Here is a 26486-nt window from a genome sequence, read left to right as displayed (position 1 = left end):
CTATTTTTAGTGTGCTAATTTTTATGTGCTATGAATTCAACGCTTTTAACTCGTCGACAATCTCAAAATCAACGACCACTTCATCATCATCTTCTAATACGGGTGCATCAACTTTATCGTATGCCCAGTCGTTAATGGTTTCGATAGCGCCATTTATCATTAGATTTAACGATTCGCATAATTCGTTGACGGCTTCACGTTGCCATACTTCGGCACTAATAAGCTCTTGATACAGTTGGCTGTGACTACGATCTAGTCCCTTTATGACCGCCTCATTACCTGAACTATGCTTGTTAACAGGCACGTTACTCTGATGCTCAGTCGCCGTCTTACTGCTTATTTTTAATAGTACACTATCTTTTATATCATCTTCGCTTTCTTCATCTTCTACAGCAAAGATCTTACTTAGCATCGCTTTAGCCACTGCAGTCTCACGTTCATGTAGCGCCAACAGTTCAGCATCAAAACTAAATGAACGGCTACTTTTGCTGCTATTATCTTTGGTTTCGGGCTCATTTTTTATGCCTATGTTTACTTTTTTATTCGTCGTTAGCTGATGAATATCACTAGTCACTAACGTTTTATCCAGACCTAAAGCTTGATATAATTTTTCGATTTGTTTGATTTGACTGGGTTCAATATTGCCATTCGCTAAAGCAACAGTAATGATAAAACGGCTGATAAAGCCAATATATTGCGCGTCAAGATCAGCCAATGTCGCTTTTAGACCTGCCATATTTGCTGGGGTATTTAACTGCCATAGCAAATAAGCGGTCAGCGATTCTTTTTCAATAGTGGTCAGTTGACTGTCTTGATTGAGCAGCGTCAATAGTGTATCCACTTCCCTTTTATCAACATAACCATTAATAGTCGCTACCATTGCCCCTAATCTCATAGCTAGACTGATTTGATAGAACGACGAGCTCGGTTCGAAACCTTCACAATGCGCATCATGATCGCAAACAAATAGCACGGCATAACCGTCCGATTGCAAGCGCGTCTGATGATAACGTTGGTCTGGAGCAATACCAAAACCAGCAAGCTCTACCAAATTAATAATCAGCTCATTTTGTTTTTTACTCAGCGCTTTGCTAGATGTTGGCGACAAAGTTTCATCCAAATATGCCCATAACTCTTTAGTCGTTGTCAGCCCTTCATCGTTTTCTATAATGGACTGTGCCCATGTTTTAAATTTTTCAATTGCAGGATGGTGATAGTTATGAAGCAAGGGTTTCGGCAGTAGCATAACAGCGGCAATATCATCAGCCGAGCGGCCTTCTTTTCCCAGATAACGACTGTAAGCATCTAAAGCATCATTGCATTGTTCAGCGATAGTTATAAGTTTTTTGACAGGTGCTCGCAGGATGCTTGGGTCTGGCAAGTCATCAAGTGTAAGATCTACGCTAATGATAGAACGACTAGCAGCGTTATAGATGAGCTTGAGCCTAGTTTTATTGGCAGAAACTACAAAACCGTTTGGATAAGCGTCATGGTAAAGAATTTTAAATAAATCTTTGAACGTATCTTCACAGCGCTTGGCGGGAGTTTTAAAATTGTATTCATTAGAATATACCAACCACTCCCATGCTAATGACGCAGGAATAGGCAATTGCAACGCTACCGTCTTTGCCAAATGCATCTTAAAGTTTAGGTTTTGGCTAGTGACAGGCGGTGGTAGTAAATGCCCTGTTTGCGCTTTGTCTTCAAATAACAAGGACCGAATAAGAGTCATAAATGCTAAAAAATGTGCTGAATAACTGTCGAACGAAGCAGACTGGCTGCCATAAATACGATTGAGTCGTGTCACTTCTTCATAGATAGCCATAAACTCAGTATCGGAGACAACATCATCGTTAATATGTTCAATGATACGGCGCTCAAAACCGCCAAAATAAATGAATACATAGCCAATAGGCGTACTTGGATGCGCGCGATTTGAAGCTAGCCAATCAAGATAAGCGCCTCGGCATTTAATGGACAAACGCTCATAACTTGGCCAATAACCAAGCGACTCATCATAATAAATTTGCGAAATACTGTGGATGATGTTTGGAGAGCTGGCAGGTAAACTGTCATCGACTAGCGAAGGTTCAATACCAAACCCCGTTAGCATTGTAAGCTGACCACCAACATAATAAAAACCGCGGTCAATAAAGCGTCCTTTAATATCAAAGGATTCATTTTCTTTGAACCAGCGTCCTAACTGCTTATTGGCTGAAACACCAGAAACATTGTTAGATTTACCAGATGAGATGATAAATGACGCGAAATCATCTGTATCATCATTTTGACTAGACTGACTTACTCTATGCCGGTTATCGGGCTTGATATCAGGTGGTAAGTCTATAAAGGCGGGCTTATTTGCTTTATTACCTTGAGCGTCGGCATCATATTTTTGTCTAAAAAGTGCCTTCACGTCGGCAATAAAATTCTTCATTAATGATAAAGTCCATGCTGAGTAGTACGAAGGTTGGTGTAAAGAATCGGTCGCCGATACCATTCTAACAACAAACGTGCATTATTTATGCCTGTATTTTTACATTATTTATCGATAAACAAAAAAATCACCACCACACTGGATCATCACTCTCTTCTCTCACTTGTTTAGAATTTTCTACCGTCACTTCATCAGCAGACAGCTCCGCGATAAACCGCGACGGCTTGTCAAAATACCCTGAATAACTGGCAAAGTAATCAGGTGCCGTTAGATACAGTCTGCTCTTGGCGCGACTACAAGCAACGTAGAATAATTTTCGTTCTTCTTCTAGCGCCTCAAAGTCATCCAAAGAGCGATAGTGCGGCGTGATACCATCGACCAATGAGTTAACAAACACCACTGGCCACTCTAAACCTTTGGCACTGTGAATGGTCGAAATCGTCACTTTATCTGTGTCATTATCTTCTGGTTTATCCATGGCTGCGACCGAATCATTGGGCGGATCGAGTGCCAAATTTTCTAAGAAGTTATCAAGGCTACTGTGTTCTATTGCCAAATTTTTGAGCACACGAAAGTCTTCGTTGCGCTCTCGCCAATTTTCTTCAATTGTTTTTAAGACAGGAATATAGAACTCTAAAATATGCTCAATGACCCTCTCGACGGATTCAGCCTGATTTGCCTTAGTCAGCGTATTATATAAAGGCTCAAGCTGTGCGCTTTTTTTAGCAAACTTTGGCGTGAGTAGTGGCTCAAAGGAGTTGTTATCGGCATTAATCGCTTGGGTCAAACACGTCGCGGTGACTATTCCCACGCCTTGGAATAAGGTTAAAATACGATGCCAAGCAATCGTATCATTCGGGTTATAGAGGACTTTAACAAAGGCCAAAACATCTTTGATATGTCGCCTTTCAATGAACTTGATACCGCCCACCACAATGAATGGAATATGACGCTCCATAAACTCTAATTGGACATAGTTAGATTGAAAAGATGTGCGGCACAGTACCGCAAAATCATCGTAGTCATGATCCGACTTTAGCTCGATGATTTTATCGGCGATATATTTCGCTTCTTTTGTCTCATTGCTTAGGCGGCTAAACACTGGCTTATGCCCACTTATCAATGCACCAGAGTACAATTGTTTTTGATACCCTAACGTGATTTGCGCGGACAATGCATTGATAAAATTTAAAACAGCAGGCGTACTACGATAGTTTTGCTCAAGTTTAATCAGGCTTGCTTCTGGATAGGTCTCACCGAAGAGCAAGATGTTCTCATAATTAGCACCGCGAAACGCATAGATACTTTGATTATCATCGCCAACGACCATCAGCGAGACCGACGCAGGTGCGCAAATCAGATCGATAAGCTGCTTTTGCGGAATATTGGTGTCTTGATATTCATCGACCATGATGTAGCGATATTGGTTTTGTAGCATTTGGCGAAAGGTATCATTCGTCTTCAAATGGCGCACGACCTGACTGATAATATCGTCAAAGTCGTAGAGATGATTGGCACGCTTGTACTCATGGAAATCAACTGCCAATTGTTCGATAATAGGAATATGCACAGCGATGTCAGGATAACTGCTTTCGATTAAATCACAGATGTGAATACGTCTATTCCGAGAGCTAGAAATGATATTTTGCAGTGTCTTTTTGCGCGGGAATGCTTGGCTCTTATTTTGCGCGGGATACTTTTTTTCTTTGTGAATTAAGTCGATGGCATCTTCACTATCGCCCGTGTCTAAAATCGTAAATCGCGGATTAATGCCCAATAAACCTGAATATTGACGCAGCAGCATATTGCAAAAAGAGTGAAAAGTACCACTGGTGATATCGTTGAGCCGTTTATCAGTTGGCAGCTTATCCTTTACCAAGTCTTCATCAGACTGTTTATCAAATAAGGTATTCGCAAGCAAAGACTTAGCTCTATCTTTTATTTCATTGGCGGCTTTACGCGTAAAGGTCAGTAGCAAGATGCTTTTGGGCGTGACCCCACTCTCTAATAAATAACTGGTACGATACGTAAGCGTTTTAGTCTTACCTGAGCCAGCTCCTGCTATAACCAAAACTTTGCCTTCGATAGTTGTGGCTGCTAATAATTGGTCAGGATTTAATTCACGAGCGTAGTCTACTTTTAACCCTAATTCACCATTCAGCCTTTCATTTAGTAGCTCAATACTTGCATCATTATTAGCATCGATTAAATTTTCCTCTAGCTTTTTAATGGCCTTTTCCAGACGCGCCAGCTTGGGCTTAATCTCGATGAAGTTCTGCGGATAATTGTAGTGGCGCGTGTCAAAGATCGTGGTAGTCATTATAAGGTTTTGCCTTTCATTTTATTTTAGCGGCCTATATCGATATGGCGTATTTATACATAGTGGTTTGCAGATTTTACTGAGAGCGCTTGGTATTCATAATGAAGATTACTCGTACAGTGTAACGAGTCGTAGGCGCTTACCTGTCATACACCTACAAGCCAAACTATCGTTTTATAGCACAGCTTACCATAATCGATAAAACAGCAAAATTGCCAGTCATGAGAAGAAGCAAAATCTCAGTATACAATACAACAACCTCACCCCTATTCAGGTAAATTTGCTACAATGTGCCCAATTTTGATTTATCATTTAACCAATCTTTATACCAACTGATTTTATTATTATATTGAGAGAATGTTATGGGTTTTAATTGCGGCATCGTCGGCCTACCAAACGTGGGTAAATCCACCTTGTTTAATGCGTTGACCAAAGCGGGTATCGCCGCTGAAAACTTTCCATTTTGTACCAAAGATCCCAACACAGGTATCGTACCAGTACCTGACCCACGCCTTAAAAAACTGGCTGATATCGTTAAGCCTGAGCGCGTATTGCCAACGACGATGGAGTTTGTGGATATCGCAGGTCTAGTCGCTGGTGCTTCAAAAGGCGAAGGTATGGGCAACCAGTTCCTAGCCAATATCCGTGAGACTGATGCGATTGCGCACGTCGTACGCTGTTTTGATGATGACAACGTCGTCCACGTTGATGGTCGCGTCAGCCCTATTGATGATATCGAAACCATTAATACTGAATTGGCATTGGCAGATTTAGAGGCCGTTGAGCGTGCCATCCACAACCAAACCAAAAAGGCTAAAGGTGGCGACAAAGACGCGCAAGCATTGCTTGATATCTTTAAAAAAGTTGAGCCTTTATTAGCCGAAGGTAAAGCGGCACGCGCAGCGAACCTAGATGCTGATGAGAAAAAACTCATCAGAAGTTATGGTTTAATCACCCTAAAACCAACCATGTATATCGCTAACGTCAGTGAAGATGGCTTTGAAAACAACCCTTACCTTGATGCGGTACGCAACTATGCGACTGGCGAAGATTCTATCGTTATCGCTCTATGCAACCAAATCGAATCTGAAATCGCTCAGCTTGATGAAGACGACAAAAAAGACTTCTTAGCTGAGATGGATATGGAAGAAGCCGGACTTGATCAAGTCATTCGCGGTGGTTATGATTTGCTAGATATGCAGACTTACTTTACTGCTGGTGTTAAAGAAGTGCGCGCTTGGACGGTTGCAGTTGGCGCAACGGCTCCGCAAGCAGCTGGCGTGATTCATACCGATTTTGAGCGCGGTTTCATTCGTGCCGAAGTCATTGCGTATGATGACTTTATCGAGTATGGCGGTGAAAAAGGCGCAGCTGCCGCTGGCAAATCACGCTTAGAAGGCAAAACCTATATCGTACAAGATGGCGATATCATGCACTTTAGATTTAACGTGTAACGTTAAGCGGTACATCCTGACTGATAGTTAATAAGCCGATGTTGGAAATTCTCCATCATCGGCTTTATTTTATCTTATAATTGTTATATTATAACATATCTTTATTTTACTATTTGAGGACTTATACTGTGACTGACTATTTCTCTTTTTCTAGATTTGCCAGTGTTGCGCTTGTAGGAAGTATCATGACAGGCTCTCTATTGGGCTGTCAGCCTAATAAAGAGACACCAGAATCTGAAAATGTAGTACAAATCGATGAGCATGAAACACATGAGCACGAAGAACACGAGGGAGAAGGACATGATGAGCACGATCACGAAGAACATGAAGGCCACGATCATGCAGAACATGCCAGCAACAGCACACCATTCTCTTGTGAGCCTACTGCTACTATCGGCGTGTCCTACCATGATGATACTACACCACAGACAGTGCACCTACTCATCGATGGTATCGAATACGATTTGACCGCTACCTCTGATAGCGACGCCAGTACCGAAAAAACTATCTATACCAGTGATATCGGATTGGATAACACCCATGGCATTATATGGCAGGTAAATGGTGACAAGGCAACGTTGCGAAATAAAACATTGGGCAGCAATGTAGCTATCGAAGAGGAAGAAGTGCTTTTCAACTGCCAGAAATCTTAATGTAGTTCTCTGACTATATATCTGTACCAAGGGCGCTATTTTGCTATGCTAGAGGCTCCCTTGGTTTCGGATGTTTCAATATGCTAACTACTCCAACCTCTTTGCCGTCTCCTACCACGCAATGGTCTCACCTTCTCAACTCACAGCGCCTTGGTGCTGCCAAAAAGCTTAACGCCAATACGAGTACTCGCTCTCAGTTTCACAAAGACTACGACAGACTGGTATTTTCGCACTCCTTTCGGCAGTTGAATCAAAAAACCCAAGTCCATCCATTAACCAATCAGCTCGGTATCCATACACGTCTGACTCATTCGCTTGAGGTCTCCTCTATTGGACGCTCTTTAGCAATGATGGCAGCAGAAAAGCTCCATGATAAATTAGCCAGCGGTCTACCAGCAGGCGTATCGCCAGCCGATGTCGGTGTCATTGTACAAGCCGCCTGCCTCGCTCACGATATTGGTAACCCGCCTTTTGGTCATGCGGGAGAGTATGCCATTCGAGATTGGTTTAGGCAGCCTGACACTCAAGCGATATTACAAAAGTTAAGTAGCAACGAGCGCTTGGACTTGCTGGCCTACGAAGGTAATGCACAAGGGTTTCGACTGTTGGCGCGTAATGAGCACCATCCTGATAAAGGTGGCATGCGTCTCACTTGTGCGACCTTAGGCGCTTTTATGAAGTATCCGTGGCTTGCCACTCACAGCAACGATGTCAATGATAAATACCATCAAAATGTACAAAAATTTGGCTGTTTTTATAGCGAAGCAGCTCAGTTAGAAGAGTTGGCAGCCTGTTTGCATTTACCACGTTCAACACAGCACGATGGTTTTGCGCGTCATCCGCTGGCTTATTTACTAGAAGCGGCAGACGATATTTGCTATGCCTTGATCGATTTAGAAGATGGTATCAATCTCAATATGCTGACCTATAGTGAGGTTGCCGCCATATTTTATGAGCTGATTGGTGAGCGCCCTAACAGTATCAATCTGCCCGTACACATGTCTGTCAGGCAGAGCTTAGCGTCATTGCGAGCCCGCGCGATGATGCGCTTGGTCAATACCGTGACCGATGCTTTTGTCGCCAACAGTGATGCATTGCTGGCTGGTACACTGCAAGGCAGTTTATTTGACCACTGTGATATCAGTGTGCAAAGTGGCATCAACCAAGCCAAACAGTTGGCACGTGAGAAAATATTCAATCACCCAAGCAAAGTCCGAATGGAGCTAATGGCCAATCAATGCTTGCATCGTTTATTAGATGCTTTTATGCCATTGGCTTGGACAGGTAGTAGAGCAACATCTGATCCTCAATTCATGTCCTTTGAGCAGCAGCGCCTACTAATGTTGTTACAGCCACATCTCGATGAGCATCGGCGGCTATTATCAGATAATGTCTATCACAATATTTTAAATATATTGGACTTTATCACTGGGATGAATGATCATGAGGCGTATCGATTGGCACAAGAGTTACAAGGCCATTGGGGTACAATGGTTTAACAAACCTATGCAGGTCTAGTAAATTAACACAAGTTGCGTATTTCAGTCGTATTTTTACGCTGAAATGAGTATGATAAACCCTTATTGGACAATTTTGAAATATTATGAGCAGTCGCGAACAAAAGAAACTTCAAACTCGGCACGCCTTTTTTAATGCCGTGCTTGATTTATGTATGACAGGGCAGTCTTTTAGCTCAATCAGCCTCCGGCAAGTAACGCGTGAGGTTGGCGTGGTGCCGACCGCATTTTATCGGCATTTTGATGACATGGAATCGCTTGGTCGAGCATTGGTGGTAGAAGAACTAGGCGGTACGCTGGCGATTCTAAGCGATAGCTTGCAAATTGGGCGTAAACGTAGCTTTGATCGCCAAATTGCTAAGAGCATTCAGCTGTTCTTGTATATGGTCAGTGATCAGCCTTATTACTGGCAATTTTTAGTCAGTGAGCGCTACGGTGGCTCAGAAGCTGTACGCAAAGCCATTAATGAACTTGTCAAAAAACATGCTCAAAGCTTGGCTGATGATTTAGCGCTACAGCCTGCTTTTACTCATATCAACGCCTATGACCGTCGCCTACTGGCTGAAGCTGGGGTAAATATGTTCTTTTCTTGGATTATCGATTGGTTGGAGCTGACTTATACTGAAGACCATGATGATGAAATCGATCTGAACGAGATTGAAGAAAATAAACAGCTGATGCTCCATAATTGTACTCGCCAAGCACAGATGCTGTTTTATGGGGCTTATAACTGGAAATCTACGGAAGAGACGCACTTAGGAGATTAAGTGGCGTCAGCTATTCTACCTCGGCACTGATTGAGACTCTTTTTAGGTGGCTCAACGTTAGAAACTGGGTCTAAATGCCCATAAACGTTGTGTCACCACTTTAATTTCTTTGGCTTTTTTATTATTGCCATTCTCATTATTACCATTATTATTGTTAGGCGTGCTGCTATTCGCATTACTCCCTGCTGCCGCGCCAGTATCAGTCGCAATTTTACTAATCAATACGGTTGCAAACCGTTGTCTTTGTTGACCAAGACTTGCACTATCCGTTGCGGTAATAAGCGCCATAAAGGCTTGGCTATCGACTGCGAGCAGTGGTTTTAACGCCTTTCGCTGATCATCATTTAAGCTGCTCAACATCGGCAATTGCCACACATCATCGATAGAGGCTAACGCCTGCTTTGCCCGCATATCGACCAATCCCTGCATCTGTTGGCTGGTTGCGCCATCTATCAGTGCAGCCAGCAAAACTGGACTGGCAGTATTGACATTAATAGGCACATAATAAGGAACCGCCGTAATATAAGGACGTAGTGCTGCTAGTACTTCAGCATTTACCCCTCGAATCTCTTGCAACTGATCGACACTCACCAATGCTTGATTGGGCAAAGTCTTACTCGCTGAGCCACTTGATTGCTGAGAATAAACCACACTCTCATCACCACCATCTTGATAAACGTCGCTATCCGTATCTTGATAATCAAGAACAGCAATGGCAATATCAGGTTCCAGATTTAATTGTGTCAATAGTCTTTGAAATATGGCTACAGCGGCGCTATCAACCGCGCCATTCTGATATAAATTATTAATATTAAAACGACTGGCTTCATCGCGCAATTCAATACTGATGCTATGATTGGCTAAAAGATAAGGCGGTAATGGCTGCGCCCAAATATCTTGCTCACTATCTGTGTCATTCAGCTTATCGTCAGCACGAATCATCGTGATGGCTAATTGCTGACCAGCATTGATATCTTGTGACAGCTGATTTTGATCAAACAATAAACCGCTACGCCTAATAGCAATCTTTTGACTGGCAAGCATCGCCCCCGCCACCACGGTAATACTGACCACCAATAGTAAGATAGTGAGCAGCGCTACTCCGCGCTGAGAGTGCGTTGTCATTGACTTAAGCCGCTTTTATTATTGACCCAGTTGTACATGTTAAATATTACTTCCTGCATTGTTATTTACATTACTATTCGGGTTGTCATTATTAGTATTATCACTACTATCGTTATTGCTACCATTGCCATTATTAGCAGCATTGTTATTGCTTTTGTTGGTATTGTTAATTGGTATTGGTTGGGGAGCAAGCGCCCACTGCCAAGTGATAGGCATATCCTGATAAGTAAAATTGACAGCAATACCTTTGGGCAATAAAACCACTGCCGGCTTGACGTTTATGGCATTGGCCGTCTGCCCAGAGGTTGTCTTTGTACTGCTATTGCCGTTATTACTGCTGTCTGCATCTGGGAATTTGGTGCTCAGTTCAGGTAAATATGCTTGCCAACGCCCTGCGGTGACGCCTTCTAGCAATACACTGTCTAGGCTGATGCTATCGCGCCCACCATCGATGCTGGTATATTGGCGGCGAATTAAACGCTCATCTGCAAAAATGTATTCGATATGCTGGACACTCATGCTACTTTGATAACGTGGATCGGGGTCGGCAAAACGAACAAAGCTGACATGCTCACCATCCAAGCTCATAAAAGGCTCAGGCACTGTTTCATTGGCTTGGGCGCTATTGTTTGTGCTATCACTGGCATTTGTACTGTTATTTGTCACACTGATATTTTGAGTATTTGGTATTTGATAAGGGATAATTTGACCCATGTCTTGCTGTAGCTGCAAATAAGCATATTGCAAAACAGCTAAGTTATCAGCATGAAATTGTGCACGTTCTCGGGCGCGGTTGACGCTATCAAACACTTGCCAGCCAGCCACCGCCAGCATCGCAAATATTGCCATGGCGACCATCAATTCAAGTAGCGTAAATCCACGCTGCGACTTCACGGATTGCCTCCAGACTGCCCTGCAATATCAGCACCCAAACTGCTTAAGTCCAAACTGCCAACGTCTTGCTCCGCATTGCTCAATATTACGTTGATATCAGTCACGGCGGTGCGCGTCTGTCCATCTATAATGGGTGCGACAGCGATATTCACCTCTTTTAAAGCAGGCGTAATGGCATCACTGACCGTCATCACGACTTGCCAATCACGCCCTTGAGCATTGATTGTTTGTGTGCGATTGGCCGTCAGCCAAGTCTCTTGAATACGCAAATCAGCGGCCGCATTCTGTGCGACAAAATGTGCCAGTGTGCGTGTGCGTAAGACATCCACTGAGCTGAGATAAGCACTACTGGCACGGCTAGCAGCCACAGCAACAACCGCTAAAATCGCTAACGCTACCATTACCTCAATCAGAGTAAAGCCGCTTTCATGCGATAGCATTGGCTTTTTGTTTATATCAGCAGATATAATGTCATCCTTATCTATCATCAGTTACAGTCCTTGTCCGATCGTCATACTACCATCAGGCATAATAGTAATGACCTCGCCCACCAGACGCGAATTGTGCAGCACCTCAATGGTGACGGGCGTTGCTTGCCCTGTACCAAACCATAATATCTGTGGGACTGCTTGATTAGCAAACCAAGGCTGCAATGTTTGCCCCTGTTCAGGCATTGATAGATTGCCAGCCTCCAAGCTTTGCACCCTTAAACTAACCCCAGCAGGTAACTCTGGCAAACTGACTTCTGGCTCAATCTCCCAGCTAGGCACTGGTTGTTGCTTTCCCATCGCCCCCGACCTACTTGTCAGGTCAGCAGACAATTCCATCGAATTTTTAGGCATGCTGTCCATGCTATTTGACGGGGTATCATTGGTCTGATAGGCAATATAAGGATTTGATAAAGTAACAATCACAGGAGCTACTTGACCTTGTTTATCCGCTTGTAAACTTAAACCCATCGGCTGCATACGCTCAGCAGACAACAACCGCACATAGCTCAGTGAATCCGTTAAATACTCATAAAAAGCACGGTTTTTACGCGATTCACTACTGCCCACCGACAAGCTCATCATGCCAGCAAAGATAGATAGAATAACGACCACCACTACAATTTCGACAAGGGTAAATCCCTGTTGTGCCTGAGCAAGGCTTGAGGATTTATAAGGGGAAACGTGAGCGTTTTGTACTAGAAAGGATTTATGCTGATAAACCAGAGGTAAGAGATATCTATCCGTGTTTTTATACTGCAAATATTGATGACTTAAGTGTGAATAGCAAGTGACCGCTGAGCTGGACGGAATCTTGGCAGTGACCGGCATATTGCACCTATAAACCTATGAGTAGGTTGTGGTATGAAGAATAAAACTATGATTGGGCGCTAAAGCTGGTAAGCATATACCCATTTTTAGCATGGATACACCGTGCTGCGATAATGAATATAGCAACACGAATTTAAAAAACTTGCGTTAAAAGACCATAAGTTGAATAAAGATATTAATAACTGGTATTACGGTGCTCTTCTGACTCAGTATCGATTTGCTCGACCAACTCCTGCATATCTTCATCCATCACCTCATCGTCAGCCGCAGGATAATGGCTCGGCAACTCAAGCATTTGCTGAACGAAGGCATAACGTAGGGTATCACGGCGACCCAAATACCGCTGGTAAAAGCTTGAATTTAATAGTCCAGCACCGCCCTGACCCATCGCCCAAATCGAGGACAAATAGTCGCGCGTGCTCAAACTACTATGCTGCTCTTGTAAATACGCACTGATAATGTCAATCAAGCGTTTCATACGCTGACGGCGAATATCATATAGCTCACCAAACAAGCGATTAAGACCCGTCACTGATGCCGCCAAACGCTCTTCGATTTGATTGAGCAACATGGCTTTTTGTGGATTAAATAACTGCTGAAAGATCATACGAGCAACGCCTGCTGATGGACAATCATCAATACGATTAATCTCAAACAGTTGTTCTTCATAGCGGATAATAATACGCAAATAGAGTTCATCTTTACTGGAGAAATGCTTATACAGTGTACCTTTAGCCAGATCCAGCTGGTCTGCCAAACTGTCTAAAGTAATATCACCATCGCCTGACTCAAGTAGCAATTGCTCTGCCATCGCTAAGATATTCTCTTCTCGTGCCTTGAACTGATGCTGACGACTCATAATCTCTCCTAAAACCTGACAAGATTAAGCATATGACCATCGTGTGGATGAATGCATCGGCGACAAGCGTATAACATCATACAAAGTCTGCTCGAAAACCACCAAAGGAGATATGCTTATGTTTGCTAAATAGTCATTGATAATCATAGGCTTACGCTCCACATCATAAATACAAATAACGTAAAGCAATAGGACTGTATCATAAATGACTGAGTGGTCATAGCATAACCATTTTAGTGATACTGTGCCAGTAAATTCTCAAAGTTTTTTGCAGTTAATGCCCCAACATCATTGCTACTACAGCCATACATCTCTGCCAGACAACTGGCGACATACGGTACGTAGGCAGGCTCATTCGGTCTACCACGCTTGGGCACCGGTGCTAGATAAGGGCTATCGGTTTCGATAAGCAGTCTATCTCTAGGCATGTTTTTTGCTGCATTTTTAATCATTTGAGCACTCTTAAAGCTAACAATGCCCGAAAATGAGATATAAAACCCTAAGTCAAGTGCACGCTTGGCCGTCTCCCAATCTTCGGTAAAGCAATGAATAATGCCATGTTCAGCGCCTTCTGATTTTAGTATATCAATCGTATCTTCTTTGGCATCACGCATATGAATGACGAGTGGCTTTTTCAGGCTTTGACTGGCATGAATATGGCGAGCAAGACTGGCTTGCTGCTCTTTTTTATTTTCCGTTGACCAGTAATAATCTAATCCTGTCTCCCCAATCGCCCATACATAGTCAGCATCAGCCGTTTCGATCAAACGCTCAACTGTCGCTGATTGCAAGACACTGATATCTTCACAAGGATGAATACCGACACTCATGCCAAGATTTAGCGCCTCATCACCATAAGTGCTGACAATATGAGCAATCTCATCATATTCGGCAAAATCACACATAATCGCCATTGCGCGGGTGACATTAGCAGTTTTCATCGCGTCAATCGCGCCAGACAATTTACCATCATACTTGGTTAAATCTAAGCGATTAAGATGGCAATGGCTATCAGTAAACATAAGTAATCTCGTTATTAAAAATGAATGAATAAAAAATATTGGGTTTAAAACCTTAGAGTATTGATTGCTCCAAAGGCAGCTGTTTTCAAGCAAAGTTTAGCTGTACACTATCAACACGCTCCTCAACCATATTTAAAACAGCCAATCAATCATAAAAGTCATCGCTAGTAAAAACATTACACCTTCTACTCACTTTTCATAAGCCCATCATTATGAACCATAAAAAAACCATCAGCCTTTCTCCGATTATAAAAACATTATTACCCAAACAGCTCTATAAAAAGCGGTTTTTATTACAAGACAAAGGGCTCAATAATCATATCAATATTGCCAAAGATGCACGCATCATTGGCAATTCGACCATTACCATTCGTAAAGGTCATGACAATCAAATTACTATCGGTAAGGGCGGCAAATTTAATCAGTTAAAAATTGACATCAACGGCAATCACAACCAAGTCACGATTGGAGAGCACGTTAAATTCTCGGGGCAATTATTGGTTGTCGGTAATCATCTGCATATTTATATCGGCAATCATACCACCGCTATTGATTGCTATATTTTGGCGCGCGATAAAAGTGTGGCCATTGGTCAATCATGCATGATATCACGTGGTATCGAAATTCGAGCGACTGACGTTCACAAGGTCTATGATATAGACACTAACGCGCGAGTGAATAAGGCACATACAGACGTCATTTTAGGAGACCATATTTGGATTGCCGCCAATGTGACCATTTCTAAAAATGTCTCTATCGCCAGTGGTTGTATCATTGCAGCAGGGGCATTTGTCAATAAACCAGTTGAGACGCCCAACTGCATGATTGCTGGTACACCAGCCAAAATTATTCGCCAAAATGTACGCTGGGAGCGTTAAAGAGTTAAGTTACAAGGCAACGTTTTGCTAAAGCAAGCACTGGCTATTTGACATCAATGCAATGGCACCACTCTCATTACTTCTTCTATGGTCGTTACCCCTTCACTAATACGCTTTGCGCCCGATAAGCGCAATGGCTGCACACCTTCGCGGTACGCTTGCTGCTTAAGCACATCTAAATTGGCATCGGCGGCGACCAGTTTTTTTAGCTCATTCGATAATGGCATGATTTCATATAAACCAACGCGACCTTGATAGCCCGTATGGCGACAATGCTCGCAGCCTTGCGCCGTATAAATTTGCGCTGGAGCGGGCGCACGCCAAGGCTGAACCAGTTCCTGCCACTGAACAGCAATTTCACTGTCTGGGACTACGTCTAGGGCTTTTTTGCAATGCGGACATAACGTGCGCAGCAAACGCTGCGCCATGACGCCTAATATCGTCGCTGAGGTCAAAAACGGCTGAATGCCCAAATCATGCAAGCGAGTAAGTGAGCTTGGTGCATCATTGGTATGCAACGTCGAGAGTACCAAATGTCCAGTGAGTGATGCTTGTACTGCCATATTGGCGGTTTCAGCATCGCGAATCTCACCGACCATAATGATATCTGGGTCTTGGCGCATCAAAGAGCGAATACCATCTGCAAAATGCAAATCAACCCCTGGATTGACCTGCATTTGGTTAAAAGCAGGCTCAATCATCTCGATGGGATCTTCAATCGTACAGACGTTAACTTGCTCGGTGGCGAGCTGCTTAAGCGTACTGTACAACGTTGTAGTCTTGCCTGAACCAGTCGGACCCGTAACCAAGATAATTCCATTTGGATGCGCGGTCAGCTCATGCCAAGTATCGAGCTGCTTACCTGACAAACCAAGCTGAGCAAACGAGCGCACCAGCACTTCAGGATCAAATACCCGCATCACCAGCTTTTCGCCAAAGGCAGTCGGCATCGTCGATAGGCGCAGCTCAGTTTCTAGACCCTTTGGAGTGCGGGTTTTCAACCTACCATCTTGTGGTTTGCGTTTTTCTGCCACATTTAGTCGTCCTAATATTTTAATCCGCGCCGTCACCGCGACAATGATTGCCAAAGGCATCTCATAGACGGTATGCAACACGCCATCGATACGAAAACGGACTTTACCCGTCTCACGGCGAGGCTCTAAATGGATATCACTGGCTCGCTGCTCAAAAGCGTATTGCAACAACCAATCGACAACTCTGACAATATGTTGATCGTTGGCATCAGGGTTGGTATTGTCGCCCAGTTGCAGTAATGCCTCGACATTGGTGACATCAGCCGCCGCCCGCTTATAGACACTATTTGCTCCTGCAATCGCTTGGGTGACTTGGTAAAATTCTTGACGGTAGCGATTGATTTGCTCAGGATTGATATAAACCGTACGATAAGTTTTAGACTTGATTAATTTTTCGATACTTGTCTGCCACTCAGTACAGAACGGCTGGTCTGTACCGATGACGACTTCATCATTCGTCACTTCAATGGGCAAAATATGCTGTGAGCGTGCATATTCAAAGGACATCAACTGAGTGACGGCTGGGACATCGACTTTTAACGGGTCAATACGGACAAGTGCCATGCCTGCTTTGGCAGCTAACCATTGATTCAACCATACCAAAGTCAATTTATGCTCAACATTTTTATCCAGTGCATGACCGTTTGGCAGACCAAATTCACTGATGGTCAGGAGTGGATGCTGCGCTTTATCACGGCGGCTCGTCATCACTAAATTGTAGCCACGCTGATCAATTACCTTATCTGCCAATAGTTCATCTAAGCACCAACGTAAATCAATCACGATTGAATATTTCTGAGCAGACATATTTTTCTTCTTTTATTATTGATGCATTATTTATTGATGCGTTATTTATTGAGGAGTGATTTATGGATAATTCATGCGGCAGTAATGGCGTCACTGGGCACTATAAGCTCACTTTGACAACAGCCGTTATCTGCAATTGCCCTGATTCTATCAACTGGAAGCTCACATCGACAGACTTATAACGCATGACAAACGGCGTATTTATCTCCGCGCGACGATAAGCTGGACGCGGGTCTTGTGCAATTAACGCTTTAATAGTCTCGATATCAGCAATGAGCAACTGCTCTTGCATTTGTTGAATAAGCGTCGCTACACTATTATTTTTTGCATGAATAGCTTTCTTATTATTTTTACTCTCAGTCTCAGTCTCAGTCTCATTGTCATTGTCATTTTTATCGCATCGTCCAGCATCAACCAACGTCATAAATTGCTCGTAAGCAGACTCCGCAATAATTACCTCTAATAAGTCTGGCGCAGTTGGCGCAAACCCGCTTTTTGCATTACTGAGCGCATCGCTATAAGCGACATAGGGCTTAATATCGATAATCGGCGTACCATCTATCATATCGGCACCGCTAATAATAAGTAACACGCGCCCATCGCAAACCTCGATACTTTCAAGCTTGACGACAGATAACCCAAGCGCTGAAGGTCGATACATACTGCGACTGGCGAATACCCCTATTTTTTGATTGCCACCGAGCCTTGGTGGGCGGACTTGCGCACGAAAGCCAGTGCCGCCTTTGCCAATATGAGTGTCTTTATTAGTATAGTTATGATGAAACTGCCAACTGATCCAGATATGGCTGAACGCGTCTAAACCGGCAAATGCTACTGGCGAGTCATAAGGCGCTATCATCTCAATGATACTGATGAGCGCAACCAAATTCGGCTGGCGTGGCGCACCAAATTTCTGTGATAGCGGCGCACGATGGTAGCCAATCATTGGCGCATGGTGGTAACCCGCCAAAGAGATATTATCATCGGACATCATGTTTCTCCAAAAAGCCGTTCAATAGTAAGCATCTGCTTTTATGAGAACGTTTAGCGCATATTATCCAGTGATACAAAATTACTCACTAACGATATTCCATTTTATCATGCCGCATCGCCGCTGCTAGACGGATTTTTATTTTAAATTTTGGTATTATGAGCCATAAATTCGATGAGAGCCTTTATTTTTCAACCCTTATAAGCCATCTACAGCAACAGCCATTGTCGTGGTTTGACAGGTGACAGATTCAGTCGTATCTATCCTTAGACCTTATCAGTCCCTCTCCTAATTTTAAATGCTTAATAAGGTGTTAGAATATCGCCCCATAACATTGGTTAAAACATCGGCTATGCTACTTACTTTGCATGATAGATGTTTTAAACGATTGGCTGTTCCAATAGTGATTGAAAATTTACTACCTTTCTATACCCTTTTTCATTGAAAATTTTAATTTAACACTCATTTAAACTTAATAAAACCGATAGCAACTTATTAACGAGGACTTTATGTCAAAACTTCGCACCGAAACGGTCACAGAGGTTCATCACTGGAATGACGCTCTATTTAGCATCAAGACAACTCGCGACGATGGCCTGCGCTTTCGTAATGGCGAATTTGCGATGATCGGGATCGTTGTCGATGGCAGACCACTATTGCGCGCTTATTCGATTGCTAGCCCGAACTACGAAGATCACTTAGAATTCTTTTCTATCAAAGTTCAAGATGGTCCATTAACCTCGCGCTTGCAGCATATTAAAGTTGGTGACGAGCTGTTGGTGAGCAAAAAACCAACGGGCACTTTGGTACTAGATGATTTACTGCCTGGCAAAAACCTTTATATGCTCTCTACAGGCACTGGACTGGCGCCATTTTTATCGTTGGCACGTGATCCTGAAGTCTATGAACGCTTTGAAAAAATCATCTTGGTACATGGTGTGCGCCATGTCGATGATTTGGCGTATCGTGATATGTTTGAAAATGAGTTACCTAACGACGAGATCTTTGGTGAATGGTACCGTGAAAAATTCATCTACTACCCAACAGTGACTCGTGAGGATTTCAAAAATCAAGGTCGCGTGACTGACTTAATGACCTCAGGAAAGCTCTTTGAAGACATTGGCTTACCACCGATGAATAAAGAAGACGACCGTGTCATGATCTGCGGTAGCATGCCATTTAATGCTGAAGTTTCAGCGATTTTGGATGATTTTGGTTTGACTGTTTCACCACGCATGGGTGTCCAAGCAGATTATGCCGTTGAACGTGCTTTTGTAGGCTAAACCAATTTAATTGAAAATTATATAAAATAATTCTTGACGGATAAAAATAGGCTGCTATAATACGCAGCCTATACAGAGTTAACCCTGTAGCCCAATTCGATAATCTCTATCTAATAGACCTTATCTTCTAACATGCCAGTGTGATGGAATTGGTAGACATGACGGATTCAAAATCCGTTGCCTAATAAGCGTGTCGGTTCGAGTCCGACCACTGGTACCAATATTAGTAACAAATCAGCCTCCTCATTAGGAGGTTTTTTTGTGCCGGTAATATTATTGCTTCACTTACTTCTCTATTTCAGATTGCAGCACCGCAATTATCTTAATGGGCACGGCAAACTCCCACGGCATGCCAGCATTACAATAAAAATGTCCGTCACGAAATGACACGATATAAGCCGTAAAATCATTACCACAATGATCCATCATTGCTTGCTCATCACTATCATCACAAACCGCACACCATACTTTTTTATCGCCGCGTGCTAGCATCGCCCTTGTTAAATCACTCCCTTTTAGTTCATTATTCATCATCAGCTCCTTAGTCATTCTAAACTCTCTAACATCAAGCTCTTAAAGAGTTAATTTTACCAAAACTCCATTTTCGACCTTGGCATGAGCGATAAGCAATGTCTTTTTTACATGGTCATAGAGGCGCACAAGGCATTACTTATTGTTTTACAGTCATCCATTAGCGCGGATACTATATTGTAAAACACCAGAATCAAAACTGTAACATCTAAATGTGAGATTTATGACAAACGGTGAGGTGGATACGACAGGTGGTGCAAGAGTACAAATGAGTTTGATTTACAGTAGACTTAGATAATTTAAGAGCAAAAATATGTTTGCTAAATGCGATTTTTTTGAATGAATACTACTGTTTATTATTAACTAACTCTATGATATATAAGATTTATGACATATAAAATTATTCATATATCATTGCTAGCGTCCTGCTAACCTAGCAAAGGAGTCTATCGATAAATCCAAATTTTGACACTCAATCAAAGCGCTTGAATCAGGTAAAATAGTGAGTATGACAACTTCTATAAATGCTAGCCCTCGTAAAATCATTCATATAGACATGGATGCTTTTTATGCCAGTGTGGAGCAGCGTGACTTTCCTGAACTGCGCGGTAAGCCACTGGTGGTTGGTGGCGATCCAAGTGGTCGCGGCGTGGTCGCGGCAGCCAGCTATGAGGTGCGTAAATTTGGTGTACGCTCTGCCATGTCTTGTTATGAGGCGCGTAAACGTTGCCCAGAAGTCATTTTTGTAAGGCCACGCTTTGAGGTTTATCGCGCAGTTAGTAGCGATATTCGCCAGATTATGTACCGCTTAACGCCACATGTTGAACCATTGTCTCTAGATGAGGCGTATCTCGATGTTACAGGGCTACAAGTCCATAAAGGCTCAGCGACCTTGATGGCGAACTGGCTAAGGGCACAAATACTAGCGCATACTGGATTAATGGCCTCAGCAGGTGTGTCGTTTAACAAGATGCTGGCTAAAATTGCCTCTGATATCAATAAGCCCAATGGTACGGCTATCATCACGCCAGCGGACGCTGATGCCTTTATCAGTACGCTACCTATCGAGCGCTTTCATGGTATTGGTAAAGCCACTGCCAAGCGCTTACATGCGATGGGTGTAAGTACTGGCGCGGATCTTAAGCGAATGCAAGCAGCTGTCTTGGTGCAGGAGTTCGGCAAGCGTGGGCAGTTTTATCACGATATTGCCCATGGGCGTGATGAGCGTGCTGTTAAATCTGAGCGCGCGCATAAATCTGTGGGTTCTGAGACCACATTCAAAGACAATCTAAGTGATAACCATGAATTACGTATACAAATTTATGAACAAAATGCCGATGCCTTTCATCAACTACAACAAAAACAGCTGGTCGCCTATACCATTACTCTAAAAGTTAAATACGCAGACTTCACTCAAATCACCCGCTCACACACGCTATCGACTGCCTTTAACAGTGCTGATTCTGCCCATTATTGGTTAGACAAACTGTTTTTAGACATTCCTCGTGAGCTACCTATCCGCTTAGTCGGTGTTACTTTCTCTTCATTGGCACCTGCCGCCCAATTGTTGCCGCAGTTAAATTTGTTTGAATAACATACTGACGCTCATTGCTTTTGTTAATTATTCATTCTAACAATTAATGTTTAGGCTATTTAATATACAAACCGTTTTGTGCGCATGAGTCGTTACTAAACTGTCCTTTCATGACATCGTTTCTGCTACAATTACGCCAAAATTTACATTCATTTAAAGATTGATTATGACCGATTTTCACACTATAGACTCTACTACTGCCGCCTCAATTGATGCCAAAAAAAACAACAATGGTTTGAATTATTTGAGCGTTGATGACTATGATTATGAGCTGCCAGATAGCCTGATTGCGCGCTATCCTCTCTCACAGCGTTCTGCCTCAAAACTTTTGTATTTGCCCGCCAATAATCAAAAAGACTCTACGCTTGTAGAAGATCGCTTATTCACTGAGTTACCTGAGTTATTAAATGAAGGTGATTTGATTGTCTTTAATGATACAAAGGTGATGAAAGCGCGCCTCTTCGGACAAAAGGATACTGGCGGTAAGCTTGAAGTATTGATTGAACGTTTGGTTGATATCTCAGATTTAGAGACAGCGACTTTATATGTAGAGGCTGAAAAATCTGTAGAAGCTGCAAATGACAAACCCGTGAATCAAGAACATATTGCACTTTGCCATGTTAAAGCCAGTAAAGCGCTCAAACTTGGACAACACTTGCAGCTTGCTGACGGTCATATGAAGGCGGTGATGATTGGTCGTCAAGACAACTTATTTATTTTAGCATTTGATGCGCCGATCTTGCCGCATTTAGAGCTTTATGGTGAGCTGCCTATTCCCCCCTACTTTGAACGTCATGCGGATGAGACAGACAATACTCGTTATCAAACGGTTTTTCATGATCCAACCAAGCTTGCGAGCGTGGCTGCACCGACTGCAAGCTTACACTTTGATGAATCGGTACTGAGCAAACTTGCGGCAAAAGGTATTCGTACGGCTTTTGTGACTTTACACGTTGGCGCTGGTACATTTGCGCCAGTAAAAACGGACAACTTGCTCAATCACACCATGCATAGTGAATATGCACATTTACCACAAGCAACTGCTGAGCTCATCAATCAAACCCATGCGAATGGTAAACAAGTCATCGCTATTGGTACCACGGTCACACGCGTGCTCGAAACGGCTTATCAAAAAACAGCCGTTAATGGGCAGCCTCTCTCCAGCTGGTCAGGTGATACCGATATATTCATTTACCCAGGGTTTAAGTTTGGTGTGATAGATCGACTGTTGACCAATTTCCATTTACCCAAATCAACGTTATTAATGCTGGTGTCGGCATTTTCGGGTAAAGATGCCATTGAGCATGCTTATCAACATGCGATTAAAGAACACTATCGCTTCTTTAGTTATGGTGATGCAATGCTGCTCGATAGAAAGCGCGATTAAACAATACTCAAACATTTTTTGTATTGTCCACAACAGTTGTGAAATAAACTGGTAAACTAAATGGTATTTTGTTATAACAGCACAGATAACTTATATCTTAAAGGTCTGCACATGTCTTGTCATTTATCTCATCGGTTGACTACGGTACATCGCGCGGTCTCGATGGCACTACTTTGTTCCGTAGGCTATGCGGCTCTCGTATCGAGTGCACAAGCTGCAACGATTGGTAAGACTGTAGTCACCTCTGCCCAACATGAGCCGCTAGCTGCGAGCATTGTGGTCAGTGATATTCGAGCCGCTGACTTTTCAGCAAGTTTGGCAAACTCTACTATTTATCAGCAAATGGGCTTGGCCCAAACTGATTCGATGACCGTACGTTTCAAGCCTACCTCAGCGACCAGCGGTCAAGTATTTATTACTACCTCAAAACCTGTATCTACACCTTTTGCTGATGTGGTTTTAAACATAAATGATAAGGGTCAACGCAACGTCATTCCCAAGACATTGTTGATGCCGCTCAATAGCCGTTTGCCCATTGACGCGCCTAAAGACATCGTTACTGGCGCAAAAAAACCGAATCTACCCAGCGTGTCCTCTAATACGGCTAAACCGTTGACTGTTAGAGAAGGTGCACCGCCGCCATTAACATTATCGCCCATACTAGCGACTACTCACTCGTCAACGAGCGAGTTGGTGGCGTCTAAATTGCCAGCACCTAATATCCAAGCACCTACAACGACTCCTACCTCGCAAGGCAACAATCTTGCTTATGCGCCTAGCCGGCTAGATAACGGTCGTTTAAACAACGTTAACAACACTCTTAACGCTAACGACAATAATCGTAATCCAACCAGTCGATTAGACAATGGTCGCTTGAGTGCAAATGGTAACGTTACCACAATAGGTAACAGCAATATCGACCTCAATTCTGCTAAGAATGTAGCGAATGGTACAGCCCTAGTCAATAACAACACCATGCCAATAGATAATAGTCTATCAGCTACAGCTGTCACTGATAAACAGCTCGATATTTTGAATATTCAAGTCACTCGCCAGATACAGCCGAGTAGCAAATCAGAAGCTGGCATGATGACTGCTTCTCCTATTATGCCAACGCCGAGTGACAACAAAGCGAGTACGCCAAAAGCCAGTCTTGATACCAGTAATACAGCTGTCGCCACTGTCCCATCTAGTGTCACCAACAACGCCTCTATCAGTACGGCAGCCCGCACTACTACTGCGTCCCAATATCAAGTACAGCGCAACGACAGTCTATGGGTTATTGCACAGCAAATTGCGCAAGAAAATGACTTAGACATTCAAACAGTAATGAAGCAGATTCAAACGCAAAACCCTGATGCCTTTATTAATAAAGACGCGGGTCAACTCAAAGCGGATGCCAAGCTTAGCTTGCCCAGTTACGATGTTGTACCATCACAACAAAAACTAGAAGCGGCTATTAAAGCGCAAAGACAATATAGCCGCAGAGCAAACACACCTGTGGTAAAAAAGGCTGCAAAAGCACCCTCTAAAAAACCGTCTGAAACAAATCAAGTCGCTAAACAGCGTAAAAAAACCATGATTACTAAAACGCAAACGCTGCCAAAAGCACAGTTTTCAGTGCTCGCACCTGGTCGTAATGGCAACGCAGATGGCACCCAAGCAACATCAGCAGCGACAACAGGCAATGGTCTCAGCACAGATATATTAGCCACGCTCAAGGCCTCAAGACAAAGTACGGCAGCTCAAGCTCAGCAGCTGTCAAAAACCAGCAGTGCACTTGATAGCTATACAAGAAAAATTCAATTACAAAACCAAAAACTGGCTGAGCTCCAAGCTCGTCTCAAAAAACTACGCAATCAATAATTGCCTAACTGATCAACGCAGTGTGCTGTGATCATAGGCGTGGGAGTAACTATGGACAATATGCTATATATCATCGCCGGATTGGTACTTATTCTAATAGTAGCCGGTTTACTATTGTACAAAAAGAAAGCGCAAAAGCCCTCAGCGCAGCCGGGAATGAGTACCGCTACGCCAGCTCCGATGCCAAAAACGGATCACAACACTCCTGCCCAAAGCCACAAAGATGATGACAATAAGTTTGATCATATTACGATTGCCCAGCGCTTCATGGATCAACAGCGTTATGACAAAGCCATTGAAACCCTCAGTCGCGGCCTAAGCGAAAAACCGAATGATGGTCAATTATCTGTTAAATTACTCAGCATATACGCGACTATTAATCAACCAGAGAACTTTAACAAGGTTTATGATGCCATCAAGACGCAAAGCGACCCAAAAAGTCTTGCGCTAGCTGATGAGTTAAAAGCTTTATTTTCGGAAGAGCAAAATCAAGTCGCAGCAAAAGAGGCACCCGTAGAAGATAATAGCCATTTTGAAAGCATAGATTTTGACTTACCGATTAATCAAATCGATAGTAAGAACGCGCTATCTGATCAGCCAGCAACCTCTGAAGATAACCGTAGTACGCTGATAGACGACAGCATGTCTAATTCGGCAGTAACAAATACATCTTATGAGGCCAGTCTTACTAGCGACAATGTAGAGGATAACTTTGATCTTACGCTGAGTGATTTAGAGAGTAATATTAGCGCATCTGAGGCGACTGATACGGCACCAGTCACATCACCATTAGAGATGATGGACGATGAAAGCCTGAACATTGCCAATATCGACATAACTGATAATGATGTCGCAGTGTCCGTAGAAGATAATGATCTCAATGATCTTAGTGATTTTGACTTCAGCTTTGATTCATCTGAAGACACTGATGCGCAGGCAACGGATTCTGTCATTCCAGAACGCCCTGATAGTATTAACGAGGAAATGACGCTAGAAGATGACTCGTTCATTTTAGACTTTGATGATCTAGCAACTGATGTCGATAAAGATATTGACGAAACTGCTGAAGCATTGTCTATCAACACTGTCCAGAATGACGAAGAAAATGATTTCACTTTGTCTTTAGACAGTCTCGATGCGCCAAACAACATAGAAACATTAACAGAAAGCGAAGCGCCTGTAATTGAAGAAAATAGTGATAATGATAACTTCATTATTGAAGAAGGTCGTTTCGAAACTGAGAGCTTTGAAACTGAAAGCTTTGAAAATATTAATCTCGAAGCACAATCGCTTGATAATAATGATTCAGAATATACTCTTGCTGAAGAATCTAGTGTCACACCGACAGCCCCGTTGCTATTCGATGATAACTCTTTATTAGACAATGAATTCGATACTCACTCTTCAACAGCACTCAGCCCAGTTGCTCCAATTGAGGACGAGTCTGCCCTTACAGCCGAAGATGCCGCTGAAACAGCAGAAGACTTTTCCTCACGCTTTGCGGCCGACTTTGACTTTGTGAAATCATTAGATAGCACTCAAGTTACGCTAGATTTGGCAGGCCAATATTTACAATTGGGTGAATACGACAGTGCCAAACGCTTATTGAATGAGGTATTAATTCAGGGCACTAGTGAGCAACAGAACCAAGCAAAAGTATTACTAGATCGTACTGCGTAAAAGCCCCATCGTTCTTTTGTCAGCAAGTATTCTATAACACTAAGAATACTTGCTGATTTTTTTTGCAT

At 43.0% G+C, this 26486-nt stretch carries 21 protein-coding genes and 1 tRNA gene; 11 read left to right on the top strand and 11 right to left on the bottom strand.

Features of this window, described 5'->3' with window-relative positions; genetic code table 11:
• Positions 1-28 precede the first annotated feature (28 nt).
• Positions 29-2437, bottom strand: a complete 2409-nt coding sequence (locus Q6344_05205) for a TerB N-terminal domain-containing protein (GenBank protein WLG14735.1) — start codon at positions 2435-2437, stop codon at positions 29-31.
• Positions 2438-2564: 127 nt separating this feature from the next.
• A complete protein-coding gene (locus Q6344_05200) occupies positions 2565-4757 on the bottom strand; it encodes an ATP-dependent helicase (protein ID WLG14734.1) in 2193 nt (730 codons plus the stop codon).
• 362 nt (positions 4758-5119) lie between these two features.
• Here Q6344_05200 and ychF point away from each other — a divergent pair, with 362 nt between their 5' ends.
• The 4 genes from ychF to Q6344_05180 all read left to right on the top strand — a co-directional run bounded on the left by ychF (position 5120) and on the right by Q6344_05180 (position 9148).
• The gene (gene ychF / locus Q6344_05195; GenBank protein ID WLG14733.1) at positions 5120-6211 is read left to right on the top strand and encodes a redox-regulated ATPase YchF; all 1092 of its coding nucleotides are present in this window, start codon (positions 5120-5122) and stop codon (positions 6209-6211) included.
• A 185-nt stretch (positions 6212-6396) separates the two neighbouring features.
• On the top strand, positions 6397-6864 hold the full coding sequence (locus Q6344_05190) for a hypothetical protein (GenBank protein WLG14732.1): 468 nt from the start codon (positions 6397-6399) through the stop codon (positions 6862-6864).
• Between the two features lie 80 nt (positions 6865-6944).
• A complete protein-coding gene (locus tag Q6344_05185; protein WLG14731.1) occupies positions 6945-8363 on the top strand; it encodes a deoxyguanosinetriphosphate triphosphohydrolase in 1419 nt (472 codons plus the stop codon).
• Between the two features lie 104 nt (positions 8364-8467).
• A complete protein-coding gene (locus Q6344_05180) occupies positions 8468-9148 on the top strand; it encodes a TetR family transcriptional regulator (protein ID WLG14730.1) in 681 nt (226 codons plus the stop codon).
• Positions 9149-9205: 57 nt separating this feature from the next.
• Here Q6344_05180 and gspK read toward each other — a convergent pair whose 3' ends face one another.
• The 6 genes from gspK to Q6344_05150 all read right to left on the bottom strand — a co-directional run bounded on the left by gspK (position 9206) and on the right by Q6344_05150 (position 14367).
• Complete coding sequence (gspK, locus tag Q6344_05175) at positions 9206-10273, bottom strand: type II secretion system minor pseudopilin GspK (protein ID WLG14729.1); 1068 nt, start codon at positions 10271-10273, stop codon at positions 9206-9208.
• 39 nt (positions 10274-10312) lie between these two features.
• The gene (gene gspJ / locus Q6344_05170; protein WLG14728.1) at positions 10313-11167 is read right to left on the bottom strand and encodes a type II secretion system minor pseudopilin GspJ; all 855 of its coding nucleotides are present in this window, start codon (positions 11165-11167) and stop codon (positions 10313-10315) included.
• Positions 11164-11655: a type II secretion system minor pseudopilin GspI gene (gspI, locus tag Q6344_05165; protein WLG14727.1), complete on the bottom strand. Its 492-nt coding sequence runs from the start codon at positions 11653-11655 to the stop codon at positions 11164-11166. The genes gspJ and gspI overlap by 4 nt, the downstream gene beginning before the upstream one ends.
• 3 nt (positions 11656-11658) lie before the next feature.
• Entirely contained in the window at positions 11659-12486 is an 828-nt protein-coding gene (locus Q6344_05160) for a prepilin-type N-terminal cleavage/methylation domain-containing protein (protein WLG14726.1), read from the bottom strand.
• 175 nt (positions 12487-12661) lie between these two features.
• Positions 12662-13345: a TetR/AcrR family transcriptional regulator gene (locus tag Q6344_05155; GenBank protein WLG14725.1), complete on the bottom strand. Its 684-nt coding sequence runs from the start codon at positions 13343-13345 to the stop codon at positions 12662-12664.
• A gap of 233 nt (positions 13346-13578) precedes the next feature.
• Positions 13579-14367 carry a TatD family hydrolase gene (locus Q6344_05150; GenBank protein ID WLG14724.1) on the bottom strand — a complete coding sequence of 263 codons (789 nt, stop codon included), beginning with the start codon at positions 14365-14367 and terminating at the stop codon, positions 13579-13581.
• Positions 14368-14579: 212 nt separating this feature from the next.
• Here Q6344_05150 and Q6344_05145 point away from each other — a divergent pair, with 212 nt between their 5' ends.
• Positions 14580-15245 (top strand): acyltransferase, encoded by a 666-nt coding sequence (locus Q6344_05145; protein ID WLG14723.1) that lies wholly within the window; start codon positions 14580-14582, stop codon positions 15243-15245.
• 53 nt (positions 15246-15298) lie between these two features.
• Here Q6344_05145 and Q6344_05140 read toward each other — a convergent pair whose 3' ends face one another.
• Both Q6344_05140 and tsaA read right to left on the bottom strand, forming a co-directional pair.
• Positions 15299-17086, bottom strand: a complete 1788-nt coding sequence (locus Q6344_05140) for a GspE/PulE family protein (protein ID WLG14722.1) — start codon at positions 17084-17086, stop codon at positions 15299-15301.
• 100 nt (positions 17087-17186) lie between these two features.
• Positions 17187-18080: a tRNA (N6-threonylcarbamoyladenosine(37)-N6)-methyltransferase TrmO gene (tsaA, locus tag Q6344_05135; protein ID WLG14721.1), complete on the bottom strand. Its 894-nt coding sequence runs from the start codon at positions 18078-18080 to the stop codon at positions 17187-17189.
• 506 nt (positions 18081-18586) lie between these two features.
• Here tsaA and Q6344_05130 point away from each other — a divergent pair.
• Complete coding sequence (locus Q6344_05130; protein WLG14720.1) at positions 18587-19360, top strand: ferredoxin--NADP reductase; 774 nt, start codon at positions 18587-18589, stop codon at positions 19358-19360.
• Between the two features lie 134 nt (positions 19361-19494).
• Positions 19495-19580 (top strand) — tRNA-Leu (locus Q6344_05125).
• A 65-nt stretch (positions 19581-19645) separates the two neighbouring features.
• Here Q6344_05125 and Q6344_05120 read toward each other — a convergent pair.
• A complete protein-coding gene (locus Q6344_05120) occupies positions 19646-19891 on the bottom strand; it encodes a hypothetical protein (protein WLG14719.1) in 246 nt (81 codons plus the stop codon).
• A gap of 508 nt (positions 19892-20399) precedes the next feature.
• On the opposite strand from Q6344_05120, the gene dinB reads away from it, so the two are divergent.
• From dinB to Q6344_05100, 4 genes are all read left to right on the top strand, one after another.
• Positions 20400-21485, top strand: a complete 1086-nt coding sequence (gene dinB, locus Q6344_05115) for a DNA polymerase IV (protein ID WLG14718.1) — start codon at positions 20400-20402, stop codon at positions 21483-21485.
• A gap of 166 nt (positions 21486-21651) precedes the next feature.
• A complete protein-coding gene (gene queA / locus Q6344_05110) occupies positions 21652-22872 on the top strand; it encodes a tRNA preQ1(34) S-adenosylmethionine ribosyltransferase-isomerase QueA (GenBank protein WLG14717.1) in 1221 nt (406 codons plus the stop codon).
• Positions 22873-22983: 111 nt separating this feature from the next.
• Positions 22984-24738 (top strand): peptigoglycan-binding protein LysM, encoded by a 1755-nt coding sequence (locus Q6344_05105; protein ID WLG14716.1) that lies wholly within the window; start codon positions 22984-22986, stop codon positions 24736-24738.
• Between the two features lie 51 nt (positions 24739-24789).
• A complete protein-coding gene (locus Q6344_05100; protein ID WLG14715.1) occupies positions 24790-26418 on the top strand; it encodes a FimV/HubP family polar landmark protein in 1629 nt (542 codons plus the stop codon).
• Positions 26419-26486: the final 68 nt, after the last annotated feature.

Origin of the sequence: Psychrobacter cibarius (genome assembly GCA_030686115.1) — a bacterium.
Classification (GTDB): domain Bacteria; phylum Pseudomonadota; class Gammaproteobacteria; order Pseudomonadales; family Moraxellaceae; genus Psychrobacter; species Psychrobacter cibarius_C.
Note: the sequence above shows the minus strand (reverse complement) of the source record. Positions and strands in the feature narration are given on the sequence as shown.

Coding starts and splice junctions, on each gene's coding strand:
- Q6344_05205 (WLG14735.1), bottom strand. CDS start 2,437: ATGAAGAATTTTATTGCCGACGTGAAGGCACTTTTTAGACAAAAATAT.
- Q6344_05200 (WLG14734.1), bottom strand. CDS start 4,757: ATGACTACCACGATCTTTGACACGCGCCACTACAATTATCCGCAGAAC.
- ychF (WLG14733.1), top strand. CDS start 5,120: ATGGGTTTTAATTGCGGCATCGTCGGCCTACCAAACGTGGGTAAATCC.
- Q6344_05190 (WLG14732.1), top strand. CDS start 6,397: ATGACAGGCTCTCTATTGGGCTGTCAGCCTAATAAAGAGACACCAGAA.
- Q6344_05185 (WLG14731.1), top strand. CDS start 6,945: ATGCTAACTACTCCAACCTCTTTGCCGTCTCCTACCACGCAATGGTCT.
- Q6344_05180 (WLG14730.1), top strand. CDS start 8,468: ATGAGCAGTCGCGAACAAAAGAAACTTCAAACTCGGCACGCCTTTTTT.
- gspK (WLG14729.1), bottom strand. CDS start 10,273: ATGACAACGCACTCTCAGCGCGGAGTAGCGCTGCTCACTATCTTACTA.
- gspI (WLG14727.1), bottom strand. CDS start 11,655: ATGATAGATAAGGATGACATTATATCTGCTGATATAAACAAAAAGCCA.
- Q6344_05160 (WLG14726.1), bottom strand. CDS start 12,486: ATGCCGGTCACTGCCAAGATTCCGTCCAGCTCAGCGGTCACTTGCTAT.
- Q6344_05155 (WLG14725.1), bottom strand. CDS start 13,345: ATGAGTCGTCAGCATCAGTTCAAGGCACGAGAAGAGAATATCTTAGCG.
- Q6344_05150 (WLG14724.1), bottom strand. CDS start 14,367: ATGTTTACTGATAGCCATTGCCATCTTAATCGCTTAGATTTAACCAAG.
- Q6344_05145 (WLG14723.1), top strand. CDS start 14,580: ATGAACCATAAAAAAACCATCAGCCTTTCTCCGATTATAAAAACATTA.
- Q6344_05140 (WLG14722.1), bottom strand. CDS start 17,086: ATGTCTGCTCAGAAATATTCAATCGTGATTGATTTACGTTGGTGCTTA.
- tsaA (WLG14721.1), bottom strand. CDS start 18,080: ATGATGTCCGATGATAATATCTCTTTGGCGGGTTACCACCATGCGCCA.
- Q6344_05130 (WLG14720.1), top strand. CDS start 18,587: ATGTCAAAACTTCGCACCGAAACGGTCACAGAGGTTCATCACTGGAAT.
- Q6344_05120 (WLG14719.1), bottom strand. CDS start 19,891: ATGAATAATGAACTAAAAGGGAGTGATTTAACAAGGGCGATGCTAGCA.
- dinB (WLG14718.1), top strand. CDS start 20,400: ATGACAACTTCTATAAATGCTAGCCCTCGTAAAATCATTCATATAGAC.
- queA (WLG14717.1), top strand. CDS start 21,652: ATGACCGATTTTCACACTATAGACTCTACTACTGCCGCCTCAATTGAT.
- Q6344_05105 (WLG14716.1), top strand. CDS start 22,984: ATGTCTTGTCATTTATCTCATCGGTTGACTACGGTACATCGCGCGGTC.
- Q6344_05100 (WLG14715.1), top strand. CDS start 24,790: ATGGACAATATGCTATATATCATCGCCGGATTGGTACTTATTCTAATA.